Source organism: Longispora fulva (assembly GCF_015751905.1).
GTDB lineage: Bacteria > Actinomycetota > Actinomycetes > Mycobacteriales > Micromonosporaceae > Longispora > Longispora fulva.
On record NZ_JADOUF010000001.1, the window covers coordinates 8,612,327 to 8,632,834 of the forward strand.

General features: G+C 71.7%; 22 protein-coding genes. 13 read left to right on the top strand and 9 right to left on the bottom strand.

The annotated features are described in order from the left end of the window. Positions 1-59: 59 nt before the first annotated feature. On the top strand, positions 60-596 hold the full coding sequence (locus IW245_RS39785) for a hypothetical protein (RefSeq protein WP_197008201.1): 537 nt from the start codon (positions 60-62) through the stop codon (positions 594-596). A 126-nt stretch (positions 597-722) separates the two neighbouring features. Here the strand turns inward: IW245_RS39785 and IW245_RS39790 are convergent, their stop codons facing one another. After that, a complete protein-coding gene (locus IW245_RS39790; protein ID WP_197008202.1) occupies positions 723-1,700 on the bottom strand; it encodes an alpha/beta fold hydrolase in 978 nt (325 codons plus the stop codon). Positions 1,701-1,817: 117 nt separating this feature from the next. On the opposite strand from IW245_RS39790, the gene IW245_RS39795 reads away from it, so the two are divergent. Continuing rightward, on the top strand, positions 1,818-2,177 hold the full coding sequence (locus IW245_RS39795; RefSeq protein WP_197008203.1) for a DUF6086 family protein: 360 nt from the start codon (positions 1,818-1,820) through the stop codon (positions 2,175-2,177). 282 nt (positions 2,178-2,459) lie between these two features. Further along, positions 2,460-3,191 carry a protealysin inhibitor emfourin gene (locus tag IW245_RS39800; RefSeq protein WP_197008204.1) on the top strand — a complete coding sequence of 244 codons (732 nt, stop codon included), beginning with the start codon at positions 2,460-2,462 and terminating at the stop codon, positions 3,189-3,191. Positions 3,192-3,348: 157 nt separating this feature from the next. Here IW245_RS39800 and IW245_RS39805 read toward each other — a convergent pair whose 3' ends face one another. Genes IW245_RS39805 through IW245_RS39830 form a run of 6 tightly spaced genes read right to left on the bottom strand, consistent with a single transcriptional unit; the run spans position 3,349 to position 9,696 of the window. Further along, positions 3,349-4,020: a gamma-glutamyl-gamma-aminobutyrate hydrolase family protein gene (locus tag IW245_RS39805; RefSeq protein ID WP_197008205.1), complete on the bottom strand. Its 672-nt coding sequence runs from the start codon at positions 4,018-4,020 to the stop codon at positions 3,349-3,351. Further along, positions 4,017-4,784, bottom strand: coding sequence for a 3-oxoacyl-ACP reductase (locus IW245_RS39810; RefSeq protein WP_231399096.1), 768 nt, complete (start codon positions 4,782-4,784; stop codon positions 4,017-4,019). Before IW245_RS39810 ends, IW245_RS39805 begins: the two co-directional genes overlap by 4 nt. Then, positions 4,781-6,130 (bottom strand): aldehyde dehydrogenase family protein, encoded by a 1,350-nt coding sequence (locus tag IW245_RS39815; RefSeq protein WP_372445325.1) that lies wholly within the window; start codon positions 6,128-6,130, stop codon positions 4,781-4,783. The genes IW245_RS39810 and IW245_RS39815 overlap by 4 nt, the downstream gene beginning before the upstream one ends. Positions 6,131-6,141: 11 nt before the next feature. Next, positions 6,142-7,461: a glutamine synthetase family protein gene (locus tag IW245_RS39820; RefSeq protein ID WP_197008207.1), complete on the bottom strand. Its 1,320-nt coding sequence runs from the start codon at positions 7,459-7,461 to the stop codon at positions 6,142-6,144. A 17-nt stretch (positions 7,462-7,478) separates the two neighbouring features. Next, positions 7,479-8,189, bottom strand: a complete 711-nt coding sequence (locus tag IW245_RS39825; protein ID WP_197008208.1) for a FadR/GntR family transcriptional regulator — start codon at positions 8,187-8,189, stop codon at positions 7,479-7,481. A gap of 4 nt (positions 8,190-8,193) precedes the next feature. Then, on the bottom strand, positions 8,194-9,696 hold the full coding sequence (locus IW245_RS39830; protein ID WP_197008209.1) for an amino acid permease: 1,503 nt from the start codon (positions 9,694-9,696) through the stop codon (positions 8,194-8,196). Positions 9,697-9,876: 180 nt separating this feature from the next. Between IW245_RS39830 and IW245_RS39835 the strand changes: the two genes are divergently transcribed. From IW245_RS39835 to IW245_RS39850, 4 genes are all read left to right on the top strand, one after another. Continuing rightward, complete coding sequence (locus IW245_RS39835; protein ID WP_197008210.1) at positions 9,877-10,521, top strand: winged helix-turn-helix domain-containing protein; 645 nt, start codon at positions 9,877-9,879, stop codon at positions 10,519-10,521. Continuing rightward, positions 10,518-11,753, top strand: a complete 1,236-nt coding sequence (locus IW245_RS39840; protein ID WP_197008211.1) for an MFS transporter — start codon at positions 10,518-10,520, stop codon at positions 11,751-11,753. The genes IW245_RS39835 and IW245_RS39840 overlap by 4 nt, the downstream gene beginning before the upstream one ends. A gap of 308 nt (positions 11,754-12,061) precedes the next feature. Next, entirely contained in the window at positions 12,062-13,012 is a 951-nt protein-coding gene (fmt, locus tag IW245_RS39845; protein ID WP_197008212.1) for a methionyl-tRNA formyltransferase, read from the top strand. Next, entirely contained in the window at positions 12,940-14,358 is a 1,419-nt protein-coding gene (locus IW245_RS39850; RefSeq protein WP_197008213.1) for an RsmB/NOP family class I SAM-dependent RNA methyltransferase, read from the top strand. The genes fmt and IW245_RS39850 overlap by 73 nt, the downstream gene beginning before the upstream one ends. Here the strand turns inward: IW245_RS39850 and IW245_RS39855 are convergent. Beyond that, complete coding sequence (locus IW245_RS39855; protein WP_197008214.1) at positions 14,355-14,846, bottom strand: GNAT family N-acetyltransferase; 492 nt, start codon at positions 14,844-14,846, stop codon at positions 14,355-14,357. The two genes, IW245_RS39850 and IW245_RS39855, sit on opposite strands and share 4 nt — an antisense overlap. 58 nt (positions 14,847-14,904) lie before the next feature. Beyond that, positions 14,905-15,576 (bottom strand): TetR/AcrR family transcriptional regulator, encoded by a 672-nt coding sequence (locus tag IW245_RS39860; RefSeq protein WP_197008215.1) that lies wholly within the window; start codon positions 15,574-15,576, stop codon positions 14,905-14,907. Between the two features lie 95 nt (positions 15,577-15,671). Here IW245_RS39860 and IW245_RS39865 point away from each other — a divergent pair, with 95 nt between their 5' ends. The 6 genes from IW245_RS39865 to IW245_RS39890 all read left to right on the top strand — a co-directional run bounded on the left by IW245_RS39865 (position 15,672) and on the right by IW245_RS39890 (position 20,507). Beyond that, positions 15,672-16,379, top strand: a complete 708-nt coding sequence (locus IW245_RS39865) for a DUF4386 domain-containing protein (RefSeq protein WP_197008216.1) — start codon at positions 15,672-15,674, stop codon at positions 16,377-16,379. Positions 16,380-16,582: 203 nt separating this feature from the next. Continuing rightward, positions 16,583-17,245, top strand: coding sequence for a ribulose-phosphate 3-epimerase (rpe, locus tag IW245_RS39870; protein ID WP_197008217.1), 663 nt, complete (start codon positions 16,583-16,585; stop codon positions 17,243-17,245). Next, positions 17,242-17,853 carry a diguanylate cyclase gene (locus tag IW245_RS39875; RefSeq protein ID WP_197008218.1) on the top strand — a complete coding sequence of 204 codons (612 nt, stop codon included), beginning with the start codon at positions 17,242-17,244 and terminating at the stop codon, positions 17,851-17,853. The genes rpe and IW245_RS39875 overlap by 4 nt, the downstream gene beginning before the upstream one ends. A 173-nt stretch (positions 17,854-18,026) precedes the next feature. Next, on the top strand, positions 18,027-19,274 hold the full coding sequence (locus IW245_RS39880; protein WP_197008219.1) for a helix-turn-helix domain-containing protein: 1,248 nt from the start codon (positions 18,027-18,029) through the stop codon (positions 19,272-19,274). A gap of 444 nt (positions 19,275-19,718) precedes the next feature. After that, entirely contained in the window at positions 19,719-19,898 is a 180-nt protein-coding gene (locus IW245_RS39885) for a hypothetical protein (RefSeq protein WP_197008220.1), read from the top strand. Between the two features lie 138 nt (positions 19,899-20,036). After that, positions 20,037-20,507 (top strand): SRPBCC family protein, encoded by a 471-nt coding sequence (locus IW245_RS39890; RefSeq protein ID WP_197008221.1) that lies wholly within the window; start codon positions 20,037-20,039, stop codon positions 20,505-20,507. Position 20,508 lies beyond the last annotated feature (1 nt).

Below are 20,508 nucleotides of genomic sequence, written 5' to 3' on the forward strand. Positions count from 1 at the left end.
AGTGGGCGTGCGGGTCTGTTTCGGACGTTGGTGTCACCTGTCGTCGGTAGGCTGCGGTGATGAGGATCGTTGAGTGTCTGGCCCCGTTCGTGGGCGACTGGCAGGGCGTCAACCGGCTGCGGCTGATGCCGACGGAGGAGTACCGGGAGTCGGACGCCGGCGCGACGGTCAGTGTGACGGCCGGGGAGTTCGTGACGGTCGCCTACACCTGGTCGGAGGGCGGCAAGCCGCAGAACGGTCTGATGCTGCTCGGTGGCAAGGCCGCTCCGGCCGGGGAGGCCCCCAATCCTGAGGAGGCCGCGGGCCCCGGGGAGGCGGCGGACGGTCCGGGGGAGGCGACGGTGGTGTGGGTCGACTCGTGGCACACGGGGCCGACGTGGATGACGCTGTCGGGGCCCGTCGGCGAGGACGGCGTGGTCAGGCTGACCGGTTACTACCCGGCCCCGACCGGGCCGGACTGGGGCTGGCAGATCCACATCGACCCTGGTCACGGCGACGGCGGGGTCATCACCATGCACAACATGGTGCCGGGGGAGCCCGTCTACCAGGTCGTCGAGATCGTCTGTGACCGGCGGCGGTCCGGGTCGGCGGCCTGACCGGTACGCCGGCCGCGCGGCTGCCCGGGACGCCCTTCAGCGGCTGCCCGGGACCGCGTTCAGCGTCCGCCCGGGTTCGGCGAGCCCAGGGCCGCGGGGGACTCGCCGTCAGGTCGCGTCAGCCGATCACCGGCGGATGAAGGACGTGAGCGTGTCCGCGTACCGGTCGGGTTCCTCGAGGTGGGCGAAGTGGCCCGAGTCGTCGAACATCTCGGTCCGGCCGTGGGGCACCGAGGCGCGGAACGCCGCGACGTCCGCCGGGGCGGTGACGTTGTCGTGCCGGCCCTTGATGAGCAGCGCCGGATGCGTCAGTTCGCCGAGCAGGGGAACCAGGGACTCGTACAGGCTCGGGTGTGCTGAGATCTGGTCGAAGTGCGTGCCGGCGCGGGTCCACGTGTCCCGGGTGAAGGGCGCGGAGTCCAGGCAGGCGGCCATCCGGGCGGCCGCTGCGGCCTGGTGGACGTAGATCTCGTTGCGCCGGTCGCCGAGCAGGCCCAGGGTCCGCACGAACTCGAGCCAGTCGGCGCGGTCGGCGGGGAGCCTGGGGAGTGCGTCAGGCAGGTCAGGGTCGTGAAGCCCTCGTGCGGGGTCCGCGCTGGGCCGAGGTCCGTCGACGGCCGCGCCCGGCCGCAGCCGAGCCTCGGCCCGCTCGGCCTCGGCGTGGTGCCCCAGCTCCCGGAGGACAGGGATCGCCGCCCGCCGCAGGCACGCCATGGCCGACACCAGGTCCCAGCCGGGGTTCTCGAAGACGACGCCGGTGACGGTTTCCGGGTGCGCGAGGGCGTAGCGCAGGGCGATGCGGCCGCCGTGCGACTGGCCGACGACGGTCCAGGTGTCGATGGCCAGGGTCCTGCGGACGGCTTCGAGGTCGTCGACGAGGTCGTGTTCGGACAGTGTGCCGGTGGTGTCCAGCGGGTCGGAGCGCAGTACTCCCCGTTGGTCCAGGGCGATGATCCGCAGGTGTCGGGACAGGAGTTCGCCCTGGTAGGTCATGAACTCATAGGAGCCGTGACCGGGGCCGCCGTGCACGTACACGACGGTGGGCGCGGTCTTCGGGCCCCGGTCGTCCACGAAGAGGCGGGTGGTGCCGATGTCCAGCAGCATGCGTGCCCACTCCCCGCAGGAGACGATGATCAGGTTTCGTACCCTAGCGCGACGGGCGGGCGTCGGTGCGCTCGAAGGACACCGGCCTGAGGCCGAGCCCAGTCGGGAGTACGCGCAGTGAGTTACTACTTCGAGGTCGACGGCGAGACGGTGTGGAATCCTGCGCTGCAGCCGGGCCTGTTGTTCGTGGCCGTGGCGCACCGTCTGGCGGACGTGTTGGAGCTGCCCAGCGGGCTGGCTCCCGGCGTCGACGACATCTGCCGGGTGGACGTGGCGGTGTTCGGCCGTTTCGTCGGGGCTTTGCACGATCGCTATTTCTCCTCCGGCCACAAGGTCCAGCGCGGGCTGCTGCGCGGGGTGCTCCTGCCGTCTCTCGTCGTGCTGGAGCGGGCGGACGCGCCGATCGTGCCGGCGGATGACGGCCAGCGGGCGCTGCGGGAGGAAGCCCTCGTGCTGGCGCGGACGATGGCGACCTGAGTGCCGCGGGGCCTCCCGCCAGGTGAACACCTCACCAACGCGGAGTACCCACACTCTCACTCCACGTGTGGGAATTCTCACTAAAGGCGATGGAACCCTTTCGGAGTGTAACTCCAGTTGGATCCACTGTGGCAGGTCACCGCGTTTCGGGCATAGCGCTGTCACACGTCGGTACAAAATCTAAGCGTTTTCCATAAAATTTCCTTAAGAAAGGGTGTTTGCGGTGGATCCTCCATATAGGCAGGCTGTCGCGTGTCATCCCAACCTTTGGAAGGACATGTCATGCGTCAGTCCCTCACCCGTACGGCCCGCCACATGGTCGCCGTCCTGGGTGCGCTCCTGATCGGTGCGGGCGTCGCGGCGGTGCCAGCGTCCGCAGCCGCACCGGCCCGCGCGCAGAGCGTGACCCTGGAGCAGACCGGAGGCCTGGCCGGCGTCCAACGCCGGTTCACGGTCGACACCTCGACCTCCGACGCCCGGCGCGACCCGCTGCTGGCGACGGTGGCCCGGCCCGACTTCCTCGCCCTCGACCCGAGCTACGTCAGCGACGACTCGTGCTGTGACCGTTTCGTCTACGAGCTGACCGTGCGTTACCCCAATGGTTCCGTGAAGTCCGTCGTCACCGTCGAGGGCGGGGGAGCCCCGGCGCTGGTCGGCGACGTGATCGAGCGGACGAAGAGCGTCGGCACGGTGCGCGAGGTGTCGCCGAGGAGGTCCCTGCTGTTCGTCGAGCGCGCCGAGGACCCGTGGTCCACGCCGGACTGGTGGATCATCGACTGTCCTGCGGACGGGGCGACCCGGCCGGTGTGCGCGGAGCTGACGGCGCGCGCGGAGGCGACGCTCGCCCCGGTGCCGCCGGGCACGGCCTGCACCCGGATCTGGGGCGGCCGGCAGACGGCCCGGATCTTCGGGGTGTGGCGGGGCGCGTGGGTCGACGCCGAGTTCAACCGGCGCGGCGGTTGTGAGATCGCCCGCTGGGACGGGGCCGCCGCGCTGCTGACACCTCCCCTGTAGCGGCAGCGGCAGGTGGTGGCCCCCGATCTGAGGGGGCCGGGGGCCACCATCTGAGAACGGGCCCGGGGCGGCACTGCGCCCCGGGCCCCTTTCCACGATCAAACCCATCATTTCCTACGGTGAGGCCTGACCGGTGAACCCGGCACCCTGCGAGGGCTCAGGCCGAGGCCTGGATCAGGGCCTCGAACAGCCGCGCGTCGCGCATCTCCTCCGGGTGCCACTGCACCCCCAGGTAGAACGGCCGGTCGGGGTCCTCGAGCACCTCGATCATCCCGTCGGCCGCCCACCCGGTCGCCGTCAGGCTCCCCGGGTCGGCCACCCCCTGGTGGTGGTAGGAGTTGACCTCCCCGTGCAGCCCGAAGATCGACTCCGCGAGGCTGCCGGGCGCGAACCGGGCCGGGTGCGAACCGAACACCCCCGGCTCCGGCTGGTGCCCGGTGTGGCCGAGCTCGTCGGGCAGGTGCTGGAACAGCGTCCCGCCGGCGTGCACGGCCATCAGTTGCATGCCCCGGCACACTCCGAGGACCGGCAGGTCGCCGGCCGCCGCGAGCAGGGCCAGCTCGCCCTCGTCGCGGTCGGGCCGGCTGACCGTCCGTTCGTGCGGTTCCGCCCCGTACCGGCCGGGGGAGACGTCCGCGCCGCCGGCCAGTACCAGGCCGTCGAGGCGGGACAGGATCGCCGGGGACGGGTCGGGCGGGAGCACCACCGGGTGCCCGCCGGCCGCCGTCACGCACTCGACGTACGTGGCGGGGATCAGCACGGCGGGCACCGACCAGACCGACCACTGGGCCGGTTCCCGGTACGCGGTGATGCCGATGACGGGCCTCATGACAACGGCGTCACGTACGCGCCGGTGATGCCGCCGTCGACCACGAAGGTGTTGGCGGTCATGAACGAGGAGTCGTCGCTGGCCAGGAACGCGACGGCCGCCGCGATCTCCGACGGCTCCGCGAACCGGCCCAGCGGCACGTGGATGAGCCGGCGGGCGGCCCGCTCCGGGTCGGAGGCGAACAGCTCCTTGAGCAGCGGGGTGTTCACCGGTCCGGGGCACAGCGCGTTGACCCGCACGCCCTGCCGGGCGAACTGCACGCCCAGCTCCCGGGTCATGGACAGCACGCCGCCCTTGGACGCCGAGTACGAGATCTGCGAGGTCGCCGCGCCCATCAGCGCCACGAACGACGCCGTGTTGATGATGGAGCCCTTGCCCTGCTCGATCATGTACGGCAGCGCGTACTTGCAGCCGAGGAACACGCTGGTCAGGTTGACCTTCTGCACCCGCTCCCAGGCGTCGAGCCCGGTGTCGAGGATGGAGTCGTCGTCGGGGGGCGAGATGCCGGCGTTGTTGAACACGATGTCGAGTGAGCCCAGCTCCGCGACGACCTCGGCGAACATGTCGCGGGTGCCGGCCTCGTCGGTCACGTCGAGCACCTTGAAGATGCCGCCGACCTCCTTGGCGGTCGCCTCGCCGGCGTCGGCGGAGATGTCGACCGCGACGACGCGGGCGCCCTCCTCGGCGAACCGGCGGGCCGTGGCCAGCCCGATGCCGCTCCCGGCCCCGGTGATGACAGCGACCCTGCCCTGCAGACGAGTCATGATTCCTCCGTACTGATGAAGACGTTCTTGACATCGGTGAACGCGGCCAGGGCGTCGGGCCCCAGCTCACGGCCGAATCCTGACTGTTTCGCGCCGCCGAACGGTGTCCAGTACCGCACGGACGAGTGGGAGTTGACGCTGAGGTTGCCGGCGTCCACGGCGCGCGCCACCCGCAGGGCGCGCCCGACGTCGCGGGTCCAGATGGATCCGGCGAGGCCGTATTCGGTGTCGTTGGCCAGGGCGACGGCCTCGGCCTCGTCGGCGAACGGCAGCACCGACACGACGGGGCCGAACACCTCCTCGCGCCAGGCGACATCGGACGGGCCGGCGGTCTCCAGCACGGTCGGCGGGAACCAGAACCCGGGCCCGTCGGGCACGGAGCCCTGGAAGGCGACCTTCGACTGCGCCACGTAGGAGGAGACCCGTTCGTGGTGCGCGGCGGAGACCAGCGGGCCGACCTCGGAGGCCGGGTCGGTCGGGTCGAGGACCTTCACGCCCCGCACGGCTGTCTCGAAGTGCGCCATGAACTCGTCGTAGACGGAGGCCTGCACGAGGATCCGGGACCGCGCGCAGCAGTCCTGCCCGGCGTTGTCGAACACGGCGTACGGGGCGGTCGCCGCCGCCTTGGCCAGGTCGGAGTCGGCGAAGATGATGTTCGCGTTCTTGCCGCCCAGCTCCAGGGTGACCCGTTTGACCTGGTCGGCGCACCCGGCCATGATCTGCTTGCCGACCCGGGTGGACCCGGTGAAGCAGATCTTGCGGACCAGCGGGTGGGTGACGAACCGCTGCCCGATGACCGGTCCGTCGCCGGGCAGCACGGTGAACACGCCCTCCGGGAGGCCGGCTTCCAGCGCCAGTTCGGCGAGGCGCAGCGCCGTCAGCGGCGTCCACTCCGCCGGCTTGAGCACCACGGTGTTGCCGGCGGCCAACGCCGGGGCGAACCCCCAGGCCGCGACGGGCATCGGGAAGTTCCACGGCACGATGACCCCGACCACCCCGAGGGGCTCGGCGAAGGTGACGTCCAGCCCGCCGGGCACCGGGATCTGCCGGCCGAACAGCCGCTCGGGCGCGCCGGCGTAGTAGTGCAGCACGTCGCGGACGTTGCCGGCCTCCCACCGGGCGTTGCCGATGGTGTGCCCGGCGTTGGCGACCTCGAGCTGGGCCAGCTCCTCGACGTGGGAGTCGACGAGGGTCGCGAACCGGCGCAGCAGCCGCGCCCGGTCGCCCGGGGACACGTGCCGCCAGGTGCCGAAGGCCCCGTGCGCGCGGGCGATGGCCGCGTCGGCCTCCGGGAGGGTCGTCGCCGCGACGGCGGCGATGTGCTCCCCGGTGGCCGGATTGATGATCTGGTACTCGCTCACAGCCGTTCGAACCCTCTCTTGAGCTCCCAGTCGGTGACCGCCGCGTCGTACGCGGACAGTTCCACCCGGGCGTTGTTGGCGTAGTGCGCCACCACGTCCTCGCCGAACGCGTCCTTGGCCAGTGTCGAGGATTCCCACAGCCCGAGGGCGTCGCGCAGGTTCTCCGGCACGGTCGGCGAGTCGGAGTCATAGGCGTTGCCGACGAACTCCTCCTGCACCGCAGCGTCGCCGGACAGCCCGTGCAGCGCGCCGGCGATCAGGGCGGCGATCGCCAGGTACGGGTTGACGTCTGCCCCCGGCACCCGGTTCTCCACCCGCAGCGAGGGCCCGTGGCCGACGACCCGCAGGGCGCAGGTGCGGTTGTCGCGGCCCCAGCGCAGCGCGGTCGGGGCGAAGCTGCCCGGCTGGTAGCGCTTGTAGCTGTTGATGTTCGGGGCGTAGAGCAGGGAGAACTCCCGCATCGTGGCCAGCAGGCCGGCGTTGACCCGGTCGATCACCTCGGTCATCACGGGGCGGTCGTCGAGGTCGCGCAGGGAGAAGTGGATGTGGCAGGAGTTGCCCTCGCGCTCGTTGGGCTTGGCCATGAAGGTCAGCGCCATGCCCTCCTGGGCGGCGATCTCCTTGGCTCCGTTCTTGTACACCGAGTGGTCGTCGGCGGCGTTCAGCGCGTCGGAGTACCGGAAGGCGATCTCGTGTTGTCCGAGGTTGCACTCGCCCTTGGCGCTCTCCGGGATCAGCCCGGCGCCGTACATCTCGTTGCGGATCCGGCGCAGCAGCGGCTCGACCCGGGCGGTGCCGAGCAGCGAGTAGTCGACGTTGTACAGGTTGGCCGGGTGCAGGTCGCGGTAGCCGCGCTGCCAGGCCTCCTCGTACGTGTCGTGGTAGAGCACGAATTCCAGCTCGGTGCCCGCGAACGCGGTGTAGCCGGCCTCGCGGAGCCGGTCGAGCTGGCGGCGGAGGATCTGCCGGGGGCTGGCCGCGACCGGGGTGCCGTCGTGGTTGGCCAGGTCGGCGATGACCATCGCCGTGCCGGGCTGCCACGGGGTGCGGCGCAGCGTGGAGAAGTCGGGGACCATGGCGAAGTCGCCGTAGCCGGTGGACCACGAGCTCATCTCGTAGCCGTCGACGGTGTTCATCTCGACGTCGACGGCCAGCAGGTACGCGCAGCCCTCGGCGCCGTTCGGGACGGTGTCGGCCAGGAAGAAGGGGGCGTGGAAACGCTTGCCCTGCAGTCGCCCCTGCATGTCGACGATCGCCACCACGACGGTGTCGATCTCGCCACTGGCGACCAGTGCTCTCAGTTCGTCGAGCTCCATGCGTTCACCTTAATGGTCTAATCGCGATCCAAAAAGCCCCTCAGGAGGGCGGATGTTCCCTCGCAGTGCTCGGCCATCTCTTCCCGGGCCCGCACGGAGTCCCCGGCGAGGATGGCCTCCACGATCCGGGCGTGCTGGTTGTCCGAGTGGTCGAGATTGCGGCGCAGCACCGGGATGGCGGCCAGCAGCCGGTCCAGGGTGAGCTGCACGTCCGCGACGGCGGCGGCGAGCGAGGGCGAGCCGCTGGCTGCGGCGATGGCCAGATGTAACCGGGAGTCGGCGATCCGCCGGCCGATCGGGTCCCGCGACCTCGACGCCTCCAGGCAACCCACGAGGTGCTGGCGATCGGTGGCCGGCAGGGTGCGCCCGGCCGCGAGCGCCGCGGCCCCGGGTTCGATCACCCAGCGGAAGTCCAGGGCGTCGGTCAGGTCCGAGCCCATCGAGCGGGCCAGGGCGCCGGCGTCCTCGTGCGGGAGGTCCCCGGCGTACAGGACGAACGTGCCCCCGGCCCGGCCGCGGCGGGACTCCAGCAGCCCCGCCTCGCGCAGTGCCCCGATCGCCTCGCGGAGCGTCACCCGGCTGACCCGTAGTTTCTCGGCGAGCTCCCGCTCGGGGGGTAACCGCTCACCGGCGGGCACCACCCCGAGACGGATCGCCTGGGCGAGCCTCTCCACGGTCAACTCGAAAGCGTTGCCGCCGCGGACAGGCCGCCACATTCCATCAGTCACGCGGTCATTCTCTCGCCCCCGCCTTCGGGGCGACAGCCAGATCGACGTTGGTCCGTGGGCCGGTGAACCAGCGCCGCGCCCCGGCGAACCACCACACGCCCGCCCCGCCCAGTACGACCAGCACCGTGATCGGCGCGTAGTTGAACGTGTCGACGGTGACCGGGTAGTACGGCGGGAGGACGAACAGCACCACGATGAACACCGTCCACAGCACGGCGAGCCAACCGACCGGCTTGCTCCACCGGCCGAGGTTCCACGGGCCCACCGGGAAGTTCTTCGTGCGCAGCCGCAGGAAGACCGGCGTGATGTAGGAGATGTACAGCCCGATCACGGCCACCGACGTCGCGGCCAGGTAGGCGGTGAAGCTCCAGATCGCCGGGAGCAGCAGGATCACCGAGCAGGCCACACAGAGCCAGATCGAGTTCGTCGGGGTACCGGTGCGCGGGTTCACCTTCTTCCACAGCCGCGAGCCGGGCAGCGCGCCGTCGCGGGCGAACGCGTACGCCATCCGGGAGTTGGCCGTCACCGACGCCATGCCGCAGAAGAACTGGGCGACGACGATGATGAACAGCAGCGCCCGGCCCAGGTTGGCGCCGGCGGCGTCGATGAAGATCTGCGCCGGCGGGAACGCGGTCGGCGAGTTGAGTTCCTTGTCGTAGTCCTGGATCGCGGCGGTCACGGCGACCAGGAGCACGAAACCGGCGATCAGGGACACGACGACGGAGCTGACGATGCCGCGCGGGGCGGTGCGGGCCGCGTCGTGGGTCTCCTCGGCGACGTGGGCGCTGGCGTCGTACCCGGTGAAGGTGTACTGCGCCATCAACAGGCCCATCAGGAACGCGTAGACGGAGGCGAACGGCCCGGTCCACCCGGTCGCGTTGTAGGACTCGGTGAACACGTCGCCCAGCGACTTGTGGTGGTCGGGGGCGAAGACGAGCACGCCGACGATCACGGCCACGCCGACGATGTGCCACCAGGCGCTGATGTCGCTGAGCAGCCGGACCAGGCTCACCCCGAAGGTGTTGAGCAGGCCGTGCACGATGATGATCACCAGGAACAGCCCGAACGTGCGGGGCAGGGTGACCGTCCAGCCGAACGTGAGGCTGAAGAACGCGGCCGAGGTCATCGCCGCGCCGTAGTCGATCGCGGCGGTCACGGCGAACTCGCCCACGAAGTTGAACCAGCCCACGAACCACGACCAGGCGGACTTGTTCTTCTTCGCCAGGGCGTGGGTCCACCAGTACAGTGCGCCGGCCGTCGGGTACGCCGAGCACACCTCGGCCATCGACAGCGCCACCAGGATCACGCCGCCGCCGACGAGCAGCCAGCCGAGCGTGATCGACACCGGGCCGCCGGCCTTCATCGCGATCCCGTACGACGTCAGGCACCCTGCCAACACCGAGATGATCGAGAACGAGACGGCGAAGTTGGAGAAACCGGACAGACCCCGGTGCAGTTCCTGTTTGTAGCCGAGCTGGGCCAGCCGTTCCTCATCCGTGTAACTCACGTGTGGTCCTCCTCACAGGTATGTGGGGAGATGTTTCGCCCCGCGACGATCAAAGTCAATATCCACGCGGCTAAAAAAGACCCCTGACCCATACCTTTTAACGCCAGGGAAACACTCGGGCGGGTCGGACTCTCCAAAGAACTCATTGCAAAGGAGTCTTTGCATCGCTATCTTGGGTTGATGACCGACGATCCCGTGGTGCTCGACCCCCGGCTGCTGCGCGGCCTCGCCCACCCGCTCCGCGTGCGCCTCCTGGAGCTGCTCCGCGTCGACGGCCGGTCCACGGCGACCCGGCTCGCCGAGCGCCTCGGCCAGTCCAGCGGCGCGACCAGCTACCACCTGCGCCAGCTCGCCGAGTACGGCTTCGTGGAGGAGGACCCCGAACAGGGCGCCGGCCGGGAGCGCTGGTGGCGGGCCGCGCACCGGTCCACGACGCTCGACAAGGACTCCGGCGTCACGATCGCCGAGGCCGAGGGGTACATGCGCGCCGTCGCCGCGTCGTACTCGGCCCGCGTCGCCCGCTTCCTCGACTCGATGACCACGCTGCCGGCGGAGTGGCAGGCCAACTGGACGATGTCCGACTCGATCCTGCAGCTCACCCCGGAGGACGTGGCGCGGCTCAAGGAGGAGATCTTCGCGCTCGTCCAGCGCTATCCGCGCCGGGAACCGGGGGTCGCCGGGCCCGAGGGCAGCGCGCCGGTCGCCGTCCAGTGGAATGTGCTGCCCGACCTCGGGGACGCCGCGGCCGGCAACGGGCCCGAGGGGGACGCCCAGGGGCGCCAGGGTTTCGACCTCTCGGAGCCGCGCGGGGACGGTACCCGATGAGCCGGGTCCCGTTCTTCGGTGTCCTCGTCGCCCGGTCGGTGTCGCGGATCGGCAGCCTGATGACGTTCGTCGCCATCCCGTGGTTCGTGCTCGTCACCACCGGCAGCGCCACCCGGGCCGGGGTGGTCGCCTTCGCCGAGATGACCCCGTTCGTCCTCGCCGGTCTGTTCGGCGGGCCGTGGATCGACCGGTGGGGGCCGCGCGTCGTCAGCGTCGGCACCGACGTGGCCAGCGCGGCGGCGATCACCGCGCTGCCGCTGCTGCACCAGGCCGGCCGGCTGTCGTTCCCGGCGCTGCTGGCCGTGGTCGCCGCCACCGGGGCGCTGCGCGGCTTCGGGGACGCGGCCAAGGGCGCCCTGCAACCCCGGGCGATCGCCGTCTCCGGGATCGACGTGACCAGGGCCGCCACGATCCAGGACGGGGCGAGCCGGCTGTCGGGGCTGCTCGGGCTGCCCCTGGCCGGCGTGCTGGTCGGATGGCTGCACGCGGACAACGTGCTCTACGTCGATGCCGTGTCGTTCGTGCTCTGCGCGGGCCTCGTCGCGGCCCTGGTGCGGGTCGGTGCCGCGCCGGACGCAGAGGAGCGCGAGCCCTACCTGGTCGCCCTGCGCGCCGGCGTCGCCTACCTGCGCGGCGACCGGCTGATGCTGGGCCTGTCGCTCATCGTGCTGGCGACCAACATGTTCGACCAGGCGTTCGCCGCCGTGTTCACCCCGGTCTGGGCGCACGACGTGCTGCGCGACCCGCGCGCGCTGGGGCTGGTCGGCGGCGTGACGGCGCTCGGCGCGGTGCTCGGCAACCTCGGGTACGCCGCCCTGGCCCTCCGGCTGCCCCGCTACCTCACCTTCACCGTGTGCTTCCTGGCCGCCGGCGGCTCCCGGTTCGTGGCGATGGCGCTCGGCGAGGGGATCTGGCCGGTCCTCGGGGTGGCGTTCGCCGCCGGGGTGCTGATGTCCACGGTCAACCCGATCCTGTCCGCCGTCGCCTACGAGCGGGTGCCCGAGGGCCTGCAGGCCCGGGTGTTCGGGCTCACCGGTGCGGTGTCGGCGGCGGGCATGCCGCTGGGCGGGCTGCTCGGCGGCGGGCTGATCGCCGGGGTCGGGCTGCGCGGCGCGCTCCTCGTCACCGGCGGGCTGTACGTGCTGGTCACCCTCGTCCCGTTCGTCTTCCCCAGTTGGCGGGCCGTCGACCGGGCGCCCGCCGCCGAGCCGGAGCTCGTCGCGGTCGGCTGAGGGGGCCGAGCCGGTCGGGTGACGGGCCGGGCCCGTCGGGTGAGGGGTGGGTCGGGCCGGGAGGACACGGGGCTTCCCGGCCCGGCCGGGGTGCGGGCCAGGGCGGCGACCGGCCGGTGGGAACGCGCCGGGCTCCCGCCGTCGCGCGCCGGTCCAGGGACGCGGCGTCACCGGAACATGATGGTGATCTGGCTCTTGATCCCGGCTGTGGAGATCCCGGACACACGGGGCGGCTCCGGGCGGGGCGTCCGGGCCGACCCGTAGACTGGGTCGGTCCAAAACAGCGCGGTGGTGGGGAGTGGTCGACGGTGCGGCTCGTGTTCGCCGGTACCCCCGAGGTCGCCGTGCCCGCCCTCGACGCGATCGCCGCCGACGGCCAGCACGAGATCCTCGCCGTGCTCACCAGGCCCGACGCCCCGGCGGGGCGAGGCAAGAAGCTGCACCGCTCGCCGGTCGGCGCGTGGGCCGACGAGCGCGGCATCGAGGTGCTGACCCCGGCGAAGCCCCGCGAGCCGGAGTTCCTGGAGCGGCTCAAGGCCCTGGCGCCGGACTGCGTGCCGGTCGTCGCCTACGGCGCGCTCGTGCCCCAGGTCGCCCTCGACATCCCAGCGCGGGGCTGGATCAACCTGCACTTCTCCCTGCTGCCGGCCTGGCGCGGCGCCGCCCCTGTGCAGCACGCCGTCTGGCACGGCGACGAGGTGACCGGCGCGTGCGTCTTCCAGCTGGAGGCGGGCCTGGACACCGGGCCGGTCTTCGGCACCCTCACCGAGACCATCCGGCCGAAGGACACCGCCGGTGACCTGCTCGGCCGGCTCGCGCTGTCCGGCGGGGAGCTGCTCGTCCAGGTGCTGCACGGCATCGCCGCCGACGCGCTGCGCGCCGTGCCCCAGCCGGCCGACGGGGTCAGCCTGGCCCCGAAGATCACCGTCGAGGACGCCGGCGTGGTCTGGACGGAGCCGGCGTTCGCCGTCGACCGCCGGGTCAGGGCCTGCACCCCCGCGCCGGGCGCGTGGACCACCTTCCGGGGCGAGCGGATCAAACTCGCGCCGGTGACCGTCGCCGGGGAGCCGCTGGCCCCGGGCGAGATCTCAGTTCAGAAGAACAATGTGTACGTAGGGACGGGAACGACATCAGTACTACTCGGCGAGGTCAGGGCCCAGGGCAAGAAGGCGATGGAGGCCGGCGCGTGGGCGCGGGGCGTCCGGATCGAGGCGGGGGAGAGGCTCGGGGGCCCGCCAAGCGCCCCAACCTCCCGGTAGACGCGCCCCGGTTCGTCGCCTTCCAGGTCATCCGCGCCGTCTCCGACAACGACGCGTACGCGAACCTGGCGCTGCCGGGCCTGCTCCGCGAGCGCCAGCTGTCCGGCCTGGACGCGGCGTTCGCCACCGAGCTGACCTACGGCACCCTGCGCAGCCTCGGCACCCTCGACCGGATCATCGACCGCAACGTCGACCGCGAACCCGACTCCGCGGTCCGCGACGCGCTGCGGATGGGCGCCTACCAGCTGCTCTACACCAGGGTCCCCCCGCACGCCGCGGTGGACACCACGGTGACCCTGGTCCGCGAGACCGTCAACGACGGGGCGGCGAAGTTCGCCAACGCCATCATGCGACGGGTATCGGAGCACACCCTCGAGGACTGGCTGGCCACGGTCGCCCCCGACGCGGCGGAGAACCCGGCCGGCAACCTGGCCGCGCGCACCGCGCACCCGGAGTGGATCGTGCGGGCGTTCACCGACGCGCTCGGCAAGGACGCCGCCGAGATCACCGAACTCCTCGAGGCCGACAACGTCCGGCCGCCGGTGCACCTGGCGGCCCGGCCGGGGCGGATCACCCAGGAAGAGCTGATGGCCGAGTCGGGCGGGTCGGCGGGGCAGTGGTCGCCGTACGCGGTGACGCTGGCCGGCGGCGACCCCGGCGCGCTGTCGTCGATCCACAAGGGCCGCTCGCACGTGCAGGACGAGGGCAGCCAGCTTGTCGCCACCGCCGTGGTGAACGTGCCGGTGCAGGGTCAGGACGACCGCTGGCTGGACCTGTGCGCCGGCCCCGGCGGCAAGGCCGGCCTGTTGGGCGCGTTCGGCGCCGAGCGCGGCGCGGACGTGCTCGCCGTCGAGGTCACCGAGCACCGTGCCGAGCTGGTCGCCAAGGCCACCCGGGGCCTGCCGGTGTACGTCAAGCACGCCGACGGCCGCACCGTCGGCCACGACCCGGACCTCGTCGAGCAGGGCTTCGACCGGGTGCTCGTCGACGCGCCGTGCACGGGCCTGGGCGCGCTGCGCCGCCGCCCGGAGGCCCGGTGGCGCCGGATGCCGTCGGACCTGCCGCCGCTGACCAAACTCCAGCGCGAGCTGCTCGCCGCCGCCGTCCGCGCGGTGCGGGTCGGCGGGATCGTCGGGTACGTGACGTGTTCGCCGCACGTCACCGAGACCCGGATGACCGTGATGGAGACGCTGCGCAAGTCGAAGATCCCGCTGGAGCTGCTCGACGCGCGGGAGTTCATGCCGGCCGGCATGCCGGGGCTCGGCGACGGGCCGACGGTGCAGCTGTGGCCGCACCGGCACGGGACGGACGCGATGTTCCTGGCGCTGCTGCGCCGGGTCGGCTAGACCTTCAGCACGCATTCCAGGTGCACCATCGGCGTGCCGGCCTCGTCGGGGGCCGCGCGACCGGTGGGGCGAAAGCCCCGGGCGGCGAAGAGCAGGCCGGCCCGGGCGTTGTCGGCGTGCGTCCACAACGTCGCCCGGCGGTAGCCGTCGCGCATGCCCGCCGCGAGCACGGCGTCGAGCAGTAGCCCGCCGAGACGCTGACCCTGGCATTTCGGGAGGACGCTGATCCCGGTCAGGTGGCACAGGTCGGGGATCAGCGGCCCGGTGCCGTCATCGGCCCGGCCGGGCAGTCGCAGGGCCATGCCGACAAGCTGACCGCCGACCTTGACGATGTGTAGCGCGGAGTCGGGGTCTCGCGCCCACCCGCGCAGCCGCTCGGCGTGCGCCGGCAGGTTCTTCCCCTCGTTGGCCCGGCTCCACACCGCCACCGCCGCGTCGATGTCGCCGGGGTTTCCTGATCGGACGGTCACCGGGTCGGTTTCGGTCATGGGGACATTGTGCGCGGCCGGGCGAGCGGGTTTCGGGGTCAGCGAGTCATTTTCGGGGTCAGGACGAGCTCCAGCCCTGGACGCGGAGCCGTTCGAAGCCTTCCAGCAGCAGGTCCAGGGAGAACTCGAACTCGAACTGGTCGTCGCAGCCCGGTCCGACCACCGAACCCTCGTCGTGCTCGGCCCGCAACGCGATCTCCACGAAGTGGGGGTAGATCCCAGCCATCGCGCTGAGCGCCGCCGCCTGGGCGTGCGGGTCCGGGGCCGCAGGTGCCGCGTACAGCTCCTGGGCGAAGCCGAACATCCGGCTGCCGAGCGCGTGCATCACGTGGTGGGTGAGGTCCACGGACATCCCGCCCGCGCGGAGCATCCCGATGGTCGAGTCCATGTACCCCAATGTGACCGGCGTCGGGGTGGTGCGCGACTCGATCGCGCGGGACGCCCATGGGTGTCGCAGCAGCGCCTGGCGCGCGGACAGGATCCGCCGACGGACCCGGGACTGCCAGCCGTCGGCGGCGGGGCCGGGCGGGTCGATCTCGCCGACGACGACGTCGACCATGCCGTCGAGCAGCTCCTCCTTGTGCGCGACGTGCTTGTACAGCGCCATCGGCACGACGCCGAGTTCCTGGGACAGCTTGCGCATGCTCAGCGCGTCGATGCCGGAGCTGTCGGCGAGCGCGACGGCGGCGCGCAGCACCCGGTCCCTGCTCAGTGGGGAGCGGCGTGTCATCGGTCCAACCCTTCCGCTTGACAGGCGTACAGCGTACACCTTAGGGTTCCGCAGCATCAGGTGTACGGAGTACACCTACGAGGTTGGGGGAAGTCATGAGCTCACTGCGAAGGAGCGCGCTGGTCGTCGGCGTGCTCTTCCTGGTCACCGAGATCGCGGCGATCGCGGGCCTGGTGCTCTACCAGCCGGTGCTCAAGGACGCGAACTACGTCCTCGGGGCCGGCGCCGACACCCGCGTCCTCCTGGGCGCGCTCTGCGAACTCGTCCTCGTCGCCGCCGTCATCGGCACGGCGGCGGCGGTGTATCCCGTGGTCCGGCGGCAGCGCCCCGCCGTGGCCCTCGGCTACGTGTGCGTCCGCCTGCTCGAAGCCGTGATCATCGTCGTCGGCGTCCTCAGCGTGCTGGCGGTCGTGAGCCTGCGACGGGACCCCGCCGGCACCGACGACGACGCCCTGGCCACCGTCGCCCACGCGCTCGTCGCGCTCCACGACTGGACCTTCCTGCTCGGCCCGAACGTCGCCCTGGGGGCCAACAGCCTGCTGCTGGCGTACCTGCTGTACCGGTCCCGGCTCGTGCCCCGGTTCATCGCCGTCCTCGGGCTCGTCGGAGGCCCGCTGATCCTCGCGTCGGCGACCGCCGTGATGTTCGGCCTGTACGAGCAGGTCTCGCCGGTGGGGTCACTGGCGGCGCTGCCGGTGTTCGCGTGGGAGGTCAGCCTCGCCGGCTACCTCCTCGTCAAGGGCTTCAGGCAGGCCGCCGCGTCTGAGCCGCCGGTGCGGCAGAGGGAGTTGTCCGCAGTGTGAGGCGGGCCGGCCGCCGCCCGCGGAGGGGCTGGCCGCCGCCCCGCCGGGCACGGGCTGCGGGGCCCGGACCGGCGGCAACGGGCCGGCCCGACCCGCCGGGTACCCGATAACGCCCGATCCTGAAAGAAACGTCCGGGTCGTCAGCGGAAATCGGTGATCTTACTCACCGAATACATCAGGTGAACTCTCCGTAGACTGTCCGCGTGTCGTACATCATCGCGCCCAGCATCCTGTCTGCTGACTTCGCACACCTCGCCGACGAGGTAGCCACCATCGAAGGCGCGGCCGACTGGGCGCACGTGGACGTGATGGACAATCATTTCGTGCCAAACCTGACATTTGGTTTGCCGGTTGTCAAGAGCCTGCTCGCCGCGACCACCCTGCCCCTCGACTGCCACCTGATGATCGAGAACCCGGACCGCTGGGCCCCGGGATACGCGGAGGCCGGCGCGCACAACGTCACCTTCCACGCGGAGGCCACCGGCGACCCGGTCGCCGTAGCCCGCGACATCCGGGCGGCCGGCGCCCTCGCCGGGCTGGCGATCGACCGGGACACGCCGATGGAGCCGTACCTCGAACTGCTCCCCGAGTTCGACACCCTCCTGATCATGACGATCAAGGCCGGCTTCGGCGGCCAGTCGTTCATCCCCGAACTGCTCGACAAGGTCCGCCTGGCCCGCAAGCACGTCAACGCCGGTCACCTCACCATCCGGATCGAGGTCGACGGCGGCATCTCCGGCGACACGATCGGCCTGGCCGCCGAGGCCGGCGCCGACGCGTTCGTCGCCGGCACCGCCGTCTACAACGAGCCGGACCGCGCCGCCGCCGTGCACCGACTGCGCGCCCTGGCGGCACCGTCGCCGTGATCCGCATCGTCCGCCGGAGCAGACTCCGGGAGTTGCGTGAGGCGTCCCCGCTGACGGGGCTGCCCGGCAACACCCGCATCCGACGGGAGATCGCGCGCCGGATCGACGGCGGGGCACCGTTCGCGGTCTGCTACCTGGACATCGACCGGTTCAAGAGCGTCAACGACGCCTACGGTTTCGTCCGCGGCGACGAACTGATCCTGCTCCTGGCGGCCGTGCTGCGGGTGGCCGTCGCCCGGGCCCCCGACGCGCCCAAGCCGGCGCGGGACCGTGCCGTGTTCCTCGGCCACGTCGGCGGCGACGACTTCGTGGTGATCTGCCCACCCGACCAGGTGCGGTCCCTGCTCACCGGGGTGCTCCGCGAGTTCGGGCGCCGGGTGCCGGCGGTGTACGACCCGGAGCACGCCGAACGGGGCTACCTGGTCAGCGTCGACCGGCGGGGCGTGAAGCACGAGTGGGACCTGGCGACGCTGTCGGTGGGGGTGGCGACGACGGAGTACCGGCGGTTCCGGGACCCGGCCGAGGTCGTGGCGGTGGCCACGGAGATGAAGTCGGTGGCCAAGGGCGAGGCGGGCTCCCACGTCGCGGTGGACCGCCGCCGCCTCTGAAACCCGCTCTGACGGGTACCGCGCCGCCAGCCCCGCCCAGAGGGTGCGTCCTCGGGTACACCACCTTCTCGTGGCCACTGTGTACGGCTGTGGCCGAGCGGCGCGCGCCAACTTGTCCGCCGGAGGGCGGCCTGCGCCTAGCATGGGTACACGTGTACCCCGAGGAGGCCGCCATGTCATCGCCATCGACCAGCCCGGGCGACCGGGTCCGCGCGCACCGCAAGGCCAGGGGACTGTCCCAGTCGGACCTCGCGGCCCAGTCGGGTCTCAGCGCCACAACCGTCAAGTTCATCGAGAACGGGAAGCGGTCGCTGACCCTCTCTGCGGCGCAGAAGCTCGCGCCGGCCCTGCGCATCGATGACCTGGCCGAGCTGTTCGGCCCGCAGGTCGGCACACTCCCGATGACCGGCAGGCTGACCCACCCGAGCATCCCGGCCGTGCGGCGCGCGCTGACCAACTGGTCTCTGACGGTGACCGGCGAGCCGCAGTCGGTGGACTATCTGCGGGCCATGGTGGATACGGCGTGGACGACCTGGCACACCTCCCAGTCCCAGCGGACCGAGGTCGGCGAGGTGCTCCCCGCGCTCCTGGAGGAACTTCAGCGTGCCGCCCGGCTGCACACCGGCCCCGAGCGGCGCAAGGTCCTCGCCCTCCTCGCGCAGGCGTACCACCAGGCCCAGGCGTATCTCGCCTGGCACGGCGACCAGGAACTCGTGTGGCTGTCCGCCGACCGGGGGATGTCCAGCGCTCTGGAGGCCGACGACCCGGTCACCATCGCAGGATCGGTCTGGTACTCCGCGCACCTGCTCCGAGCCACCGGCCGCACGGACGAGGCCGTCGAGCGGTTGCGGGAAGCCGTCGACCTGATCGGGCCCCTCGTCGAGGCCGGCCCCCGCGACGGTTCACCCGCGCGCGTCGCGGACCACACCGAGACCGTGGCGATGCTGGCCGATCTGCACCTGTGCGCGGCTCTCACCAGGGCCAGGGCCGGCGACCAGGCGGCCTGGGCCGAGTGGGGGAAGGCCCATCGGATCGTCACGACCATGCTGCCCGAGGGATACGCGCACCCGTGGACGAAGGTCGGCACGGTGCGGACCGAGGTCTACGGCGTGATGTGCGCCGTCGAGCTCGGCGACACCGCGTCGGCGACCCGGCTGGCCGACCCCCTCGACCCGGCCGCGATCCACTCCACGGAGCACCGTGCCCGGCACCTGCTGGAACTCGCCCGGCTCGCTGACCTGGAAGGTTCCCGGGAGGGTGTGCTGCACCTCCTCGGTCAGGCCGCGCACGTGTCGGCGGAGGTGGTCAGCTTCAGCCCGGTCGGCAGGGACATGGTGCGCCGGGCGGTCGAGACCGCTCCCGCCTATCTGCGTGCCTCGGCCGTCGCCCTCGCGGGGAAGGTCGCGATCGTCCTCGACTAGAGGTACAGGGCGTACCTCGACACCTGGTGTACCCGGAGTCCCTGTCGCTTCGACCTAACGTGACTGTGGAGAGACGCACGGCTGTTGAGTGGCTAGCCGCGCGTCTCTCGGCGGTCCTGCTCCGGTGTGCCCGGAGGGAGGACGGACCGTCGACGCGGCGGTGCCTGGCGACCACGAGCGCTGCCGCGTCTCTCCACACCAGCCTGGAGGAGGCCGACGTGCGGCGCGTGACGATTCCTCCGCCGATCGTGGCGGAGTTGCCCACCCTGACCGAACGGGAGACGTGGACCGAGGAGGAGTTGGGAGCCAGGGCCCAGCTGATCGGCCTCGTGCACCGTCCCGATCGTCCTGCCTACGTCTGGCGGGCTCCACGCTGGCGCTGGCTTCGCCGGCTGCCCCTTGTTCCCGTCGCCCGGGTCCAGCGGTGCACCGCGCCGTGCGACGTTGCGGCAGTCCACCGGCACGATCGGCACCGCGCAGGCCGCGTTCAACGACTATGCCGCCGATCCGCGCTACCGTGCACACCAGGCGTGGATATCCATCGAGCCGCTGACCCGCCGGCCGCGCTGGGTGTTGGAAGCGCTCTGTGCCGGAGTTTCCAGACCACTCACGAACCGGGAATAGCCCGCGCTTCCCAGGACAACCCCTCCGCAGGGGACCGGTCCCGGACAGCCCGGCCCCGGACAGCCGGTGGAGACCGGGTCGGGGACCACCGTAACCGTCTGATGATGTTGATCTTTGAAAGCCCTAGAGTGTGGCTGCATGGAGCGAGTGCGGACACTCAGTGAGAAGCTCGTGATCGACGCGCCGGCCGAGCGGATCTACGCCCTGGTCGGCGACCCGCGCCGGATGGCGGCCTTCAGCCCGGAGTGTTTCTCCGTGTGGGGGCGGGGCGAGCGGGTCGGGGACCGGTTCACCGGGTGGAACCGGCGGGCGGCGTTCGTGTGGTTCACCAACTGCCGGGTGGTGGCGGCGAGCCCGGGGCGGGAGTACTCGTTCGACGTGCGGACGTTCGGGCTGCCCGTGGCCCGGTGGGGGTACCGGCTCGTGGCCGCCCAGGGTGGCACCGAGGTGACGGAGTTCTGGGAGGACCAGCGGCGCGACGACTGGCGCGGTCGGCTGGTGGAGGCCCTGGGGCTGCTGTTCAGCGGCACCCCGGCCGGGGACCGCGCGGAGCGGAACCGGGCCGGGATGCGCGCCACGCTGCGCAACCTGTCGCGTGCCCTGGCCTGAC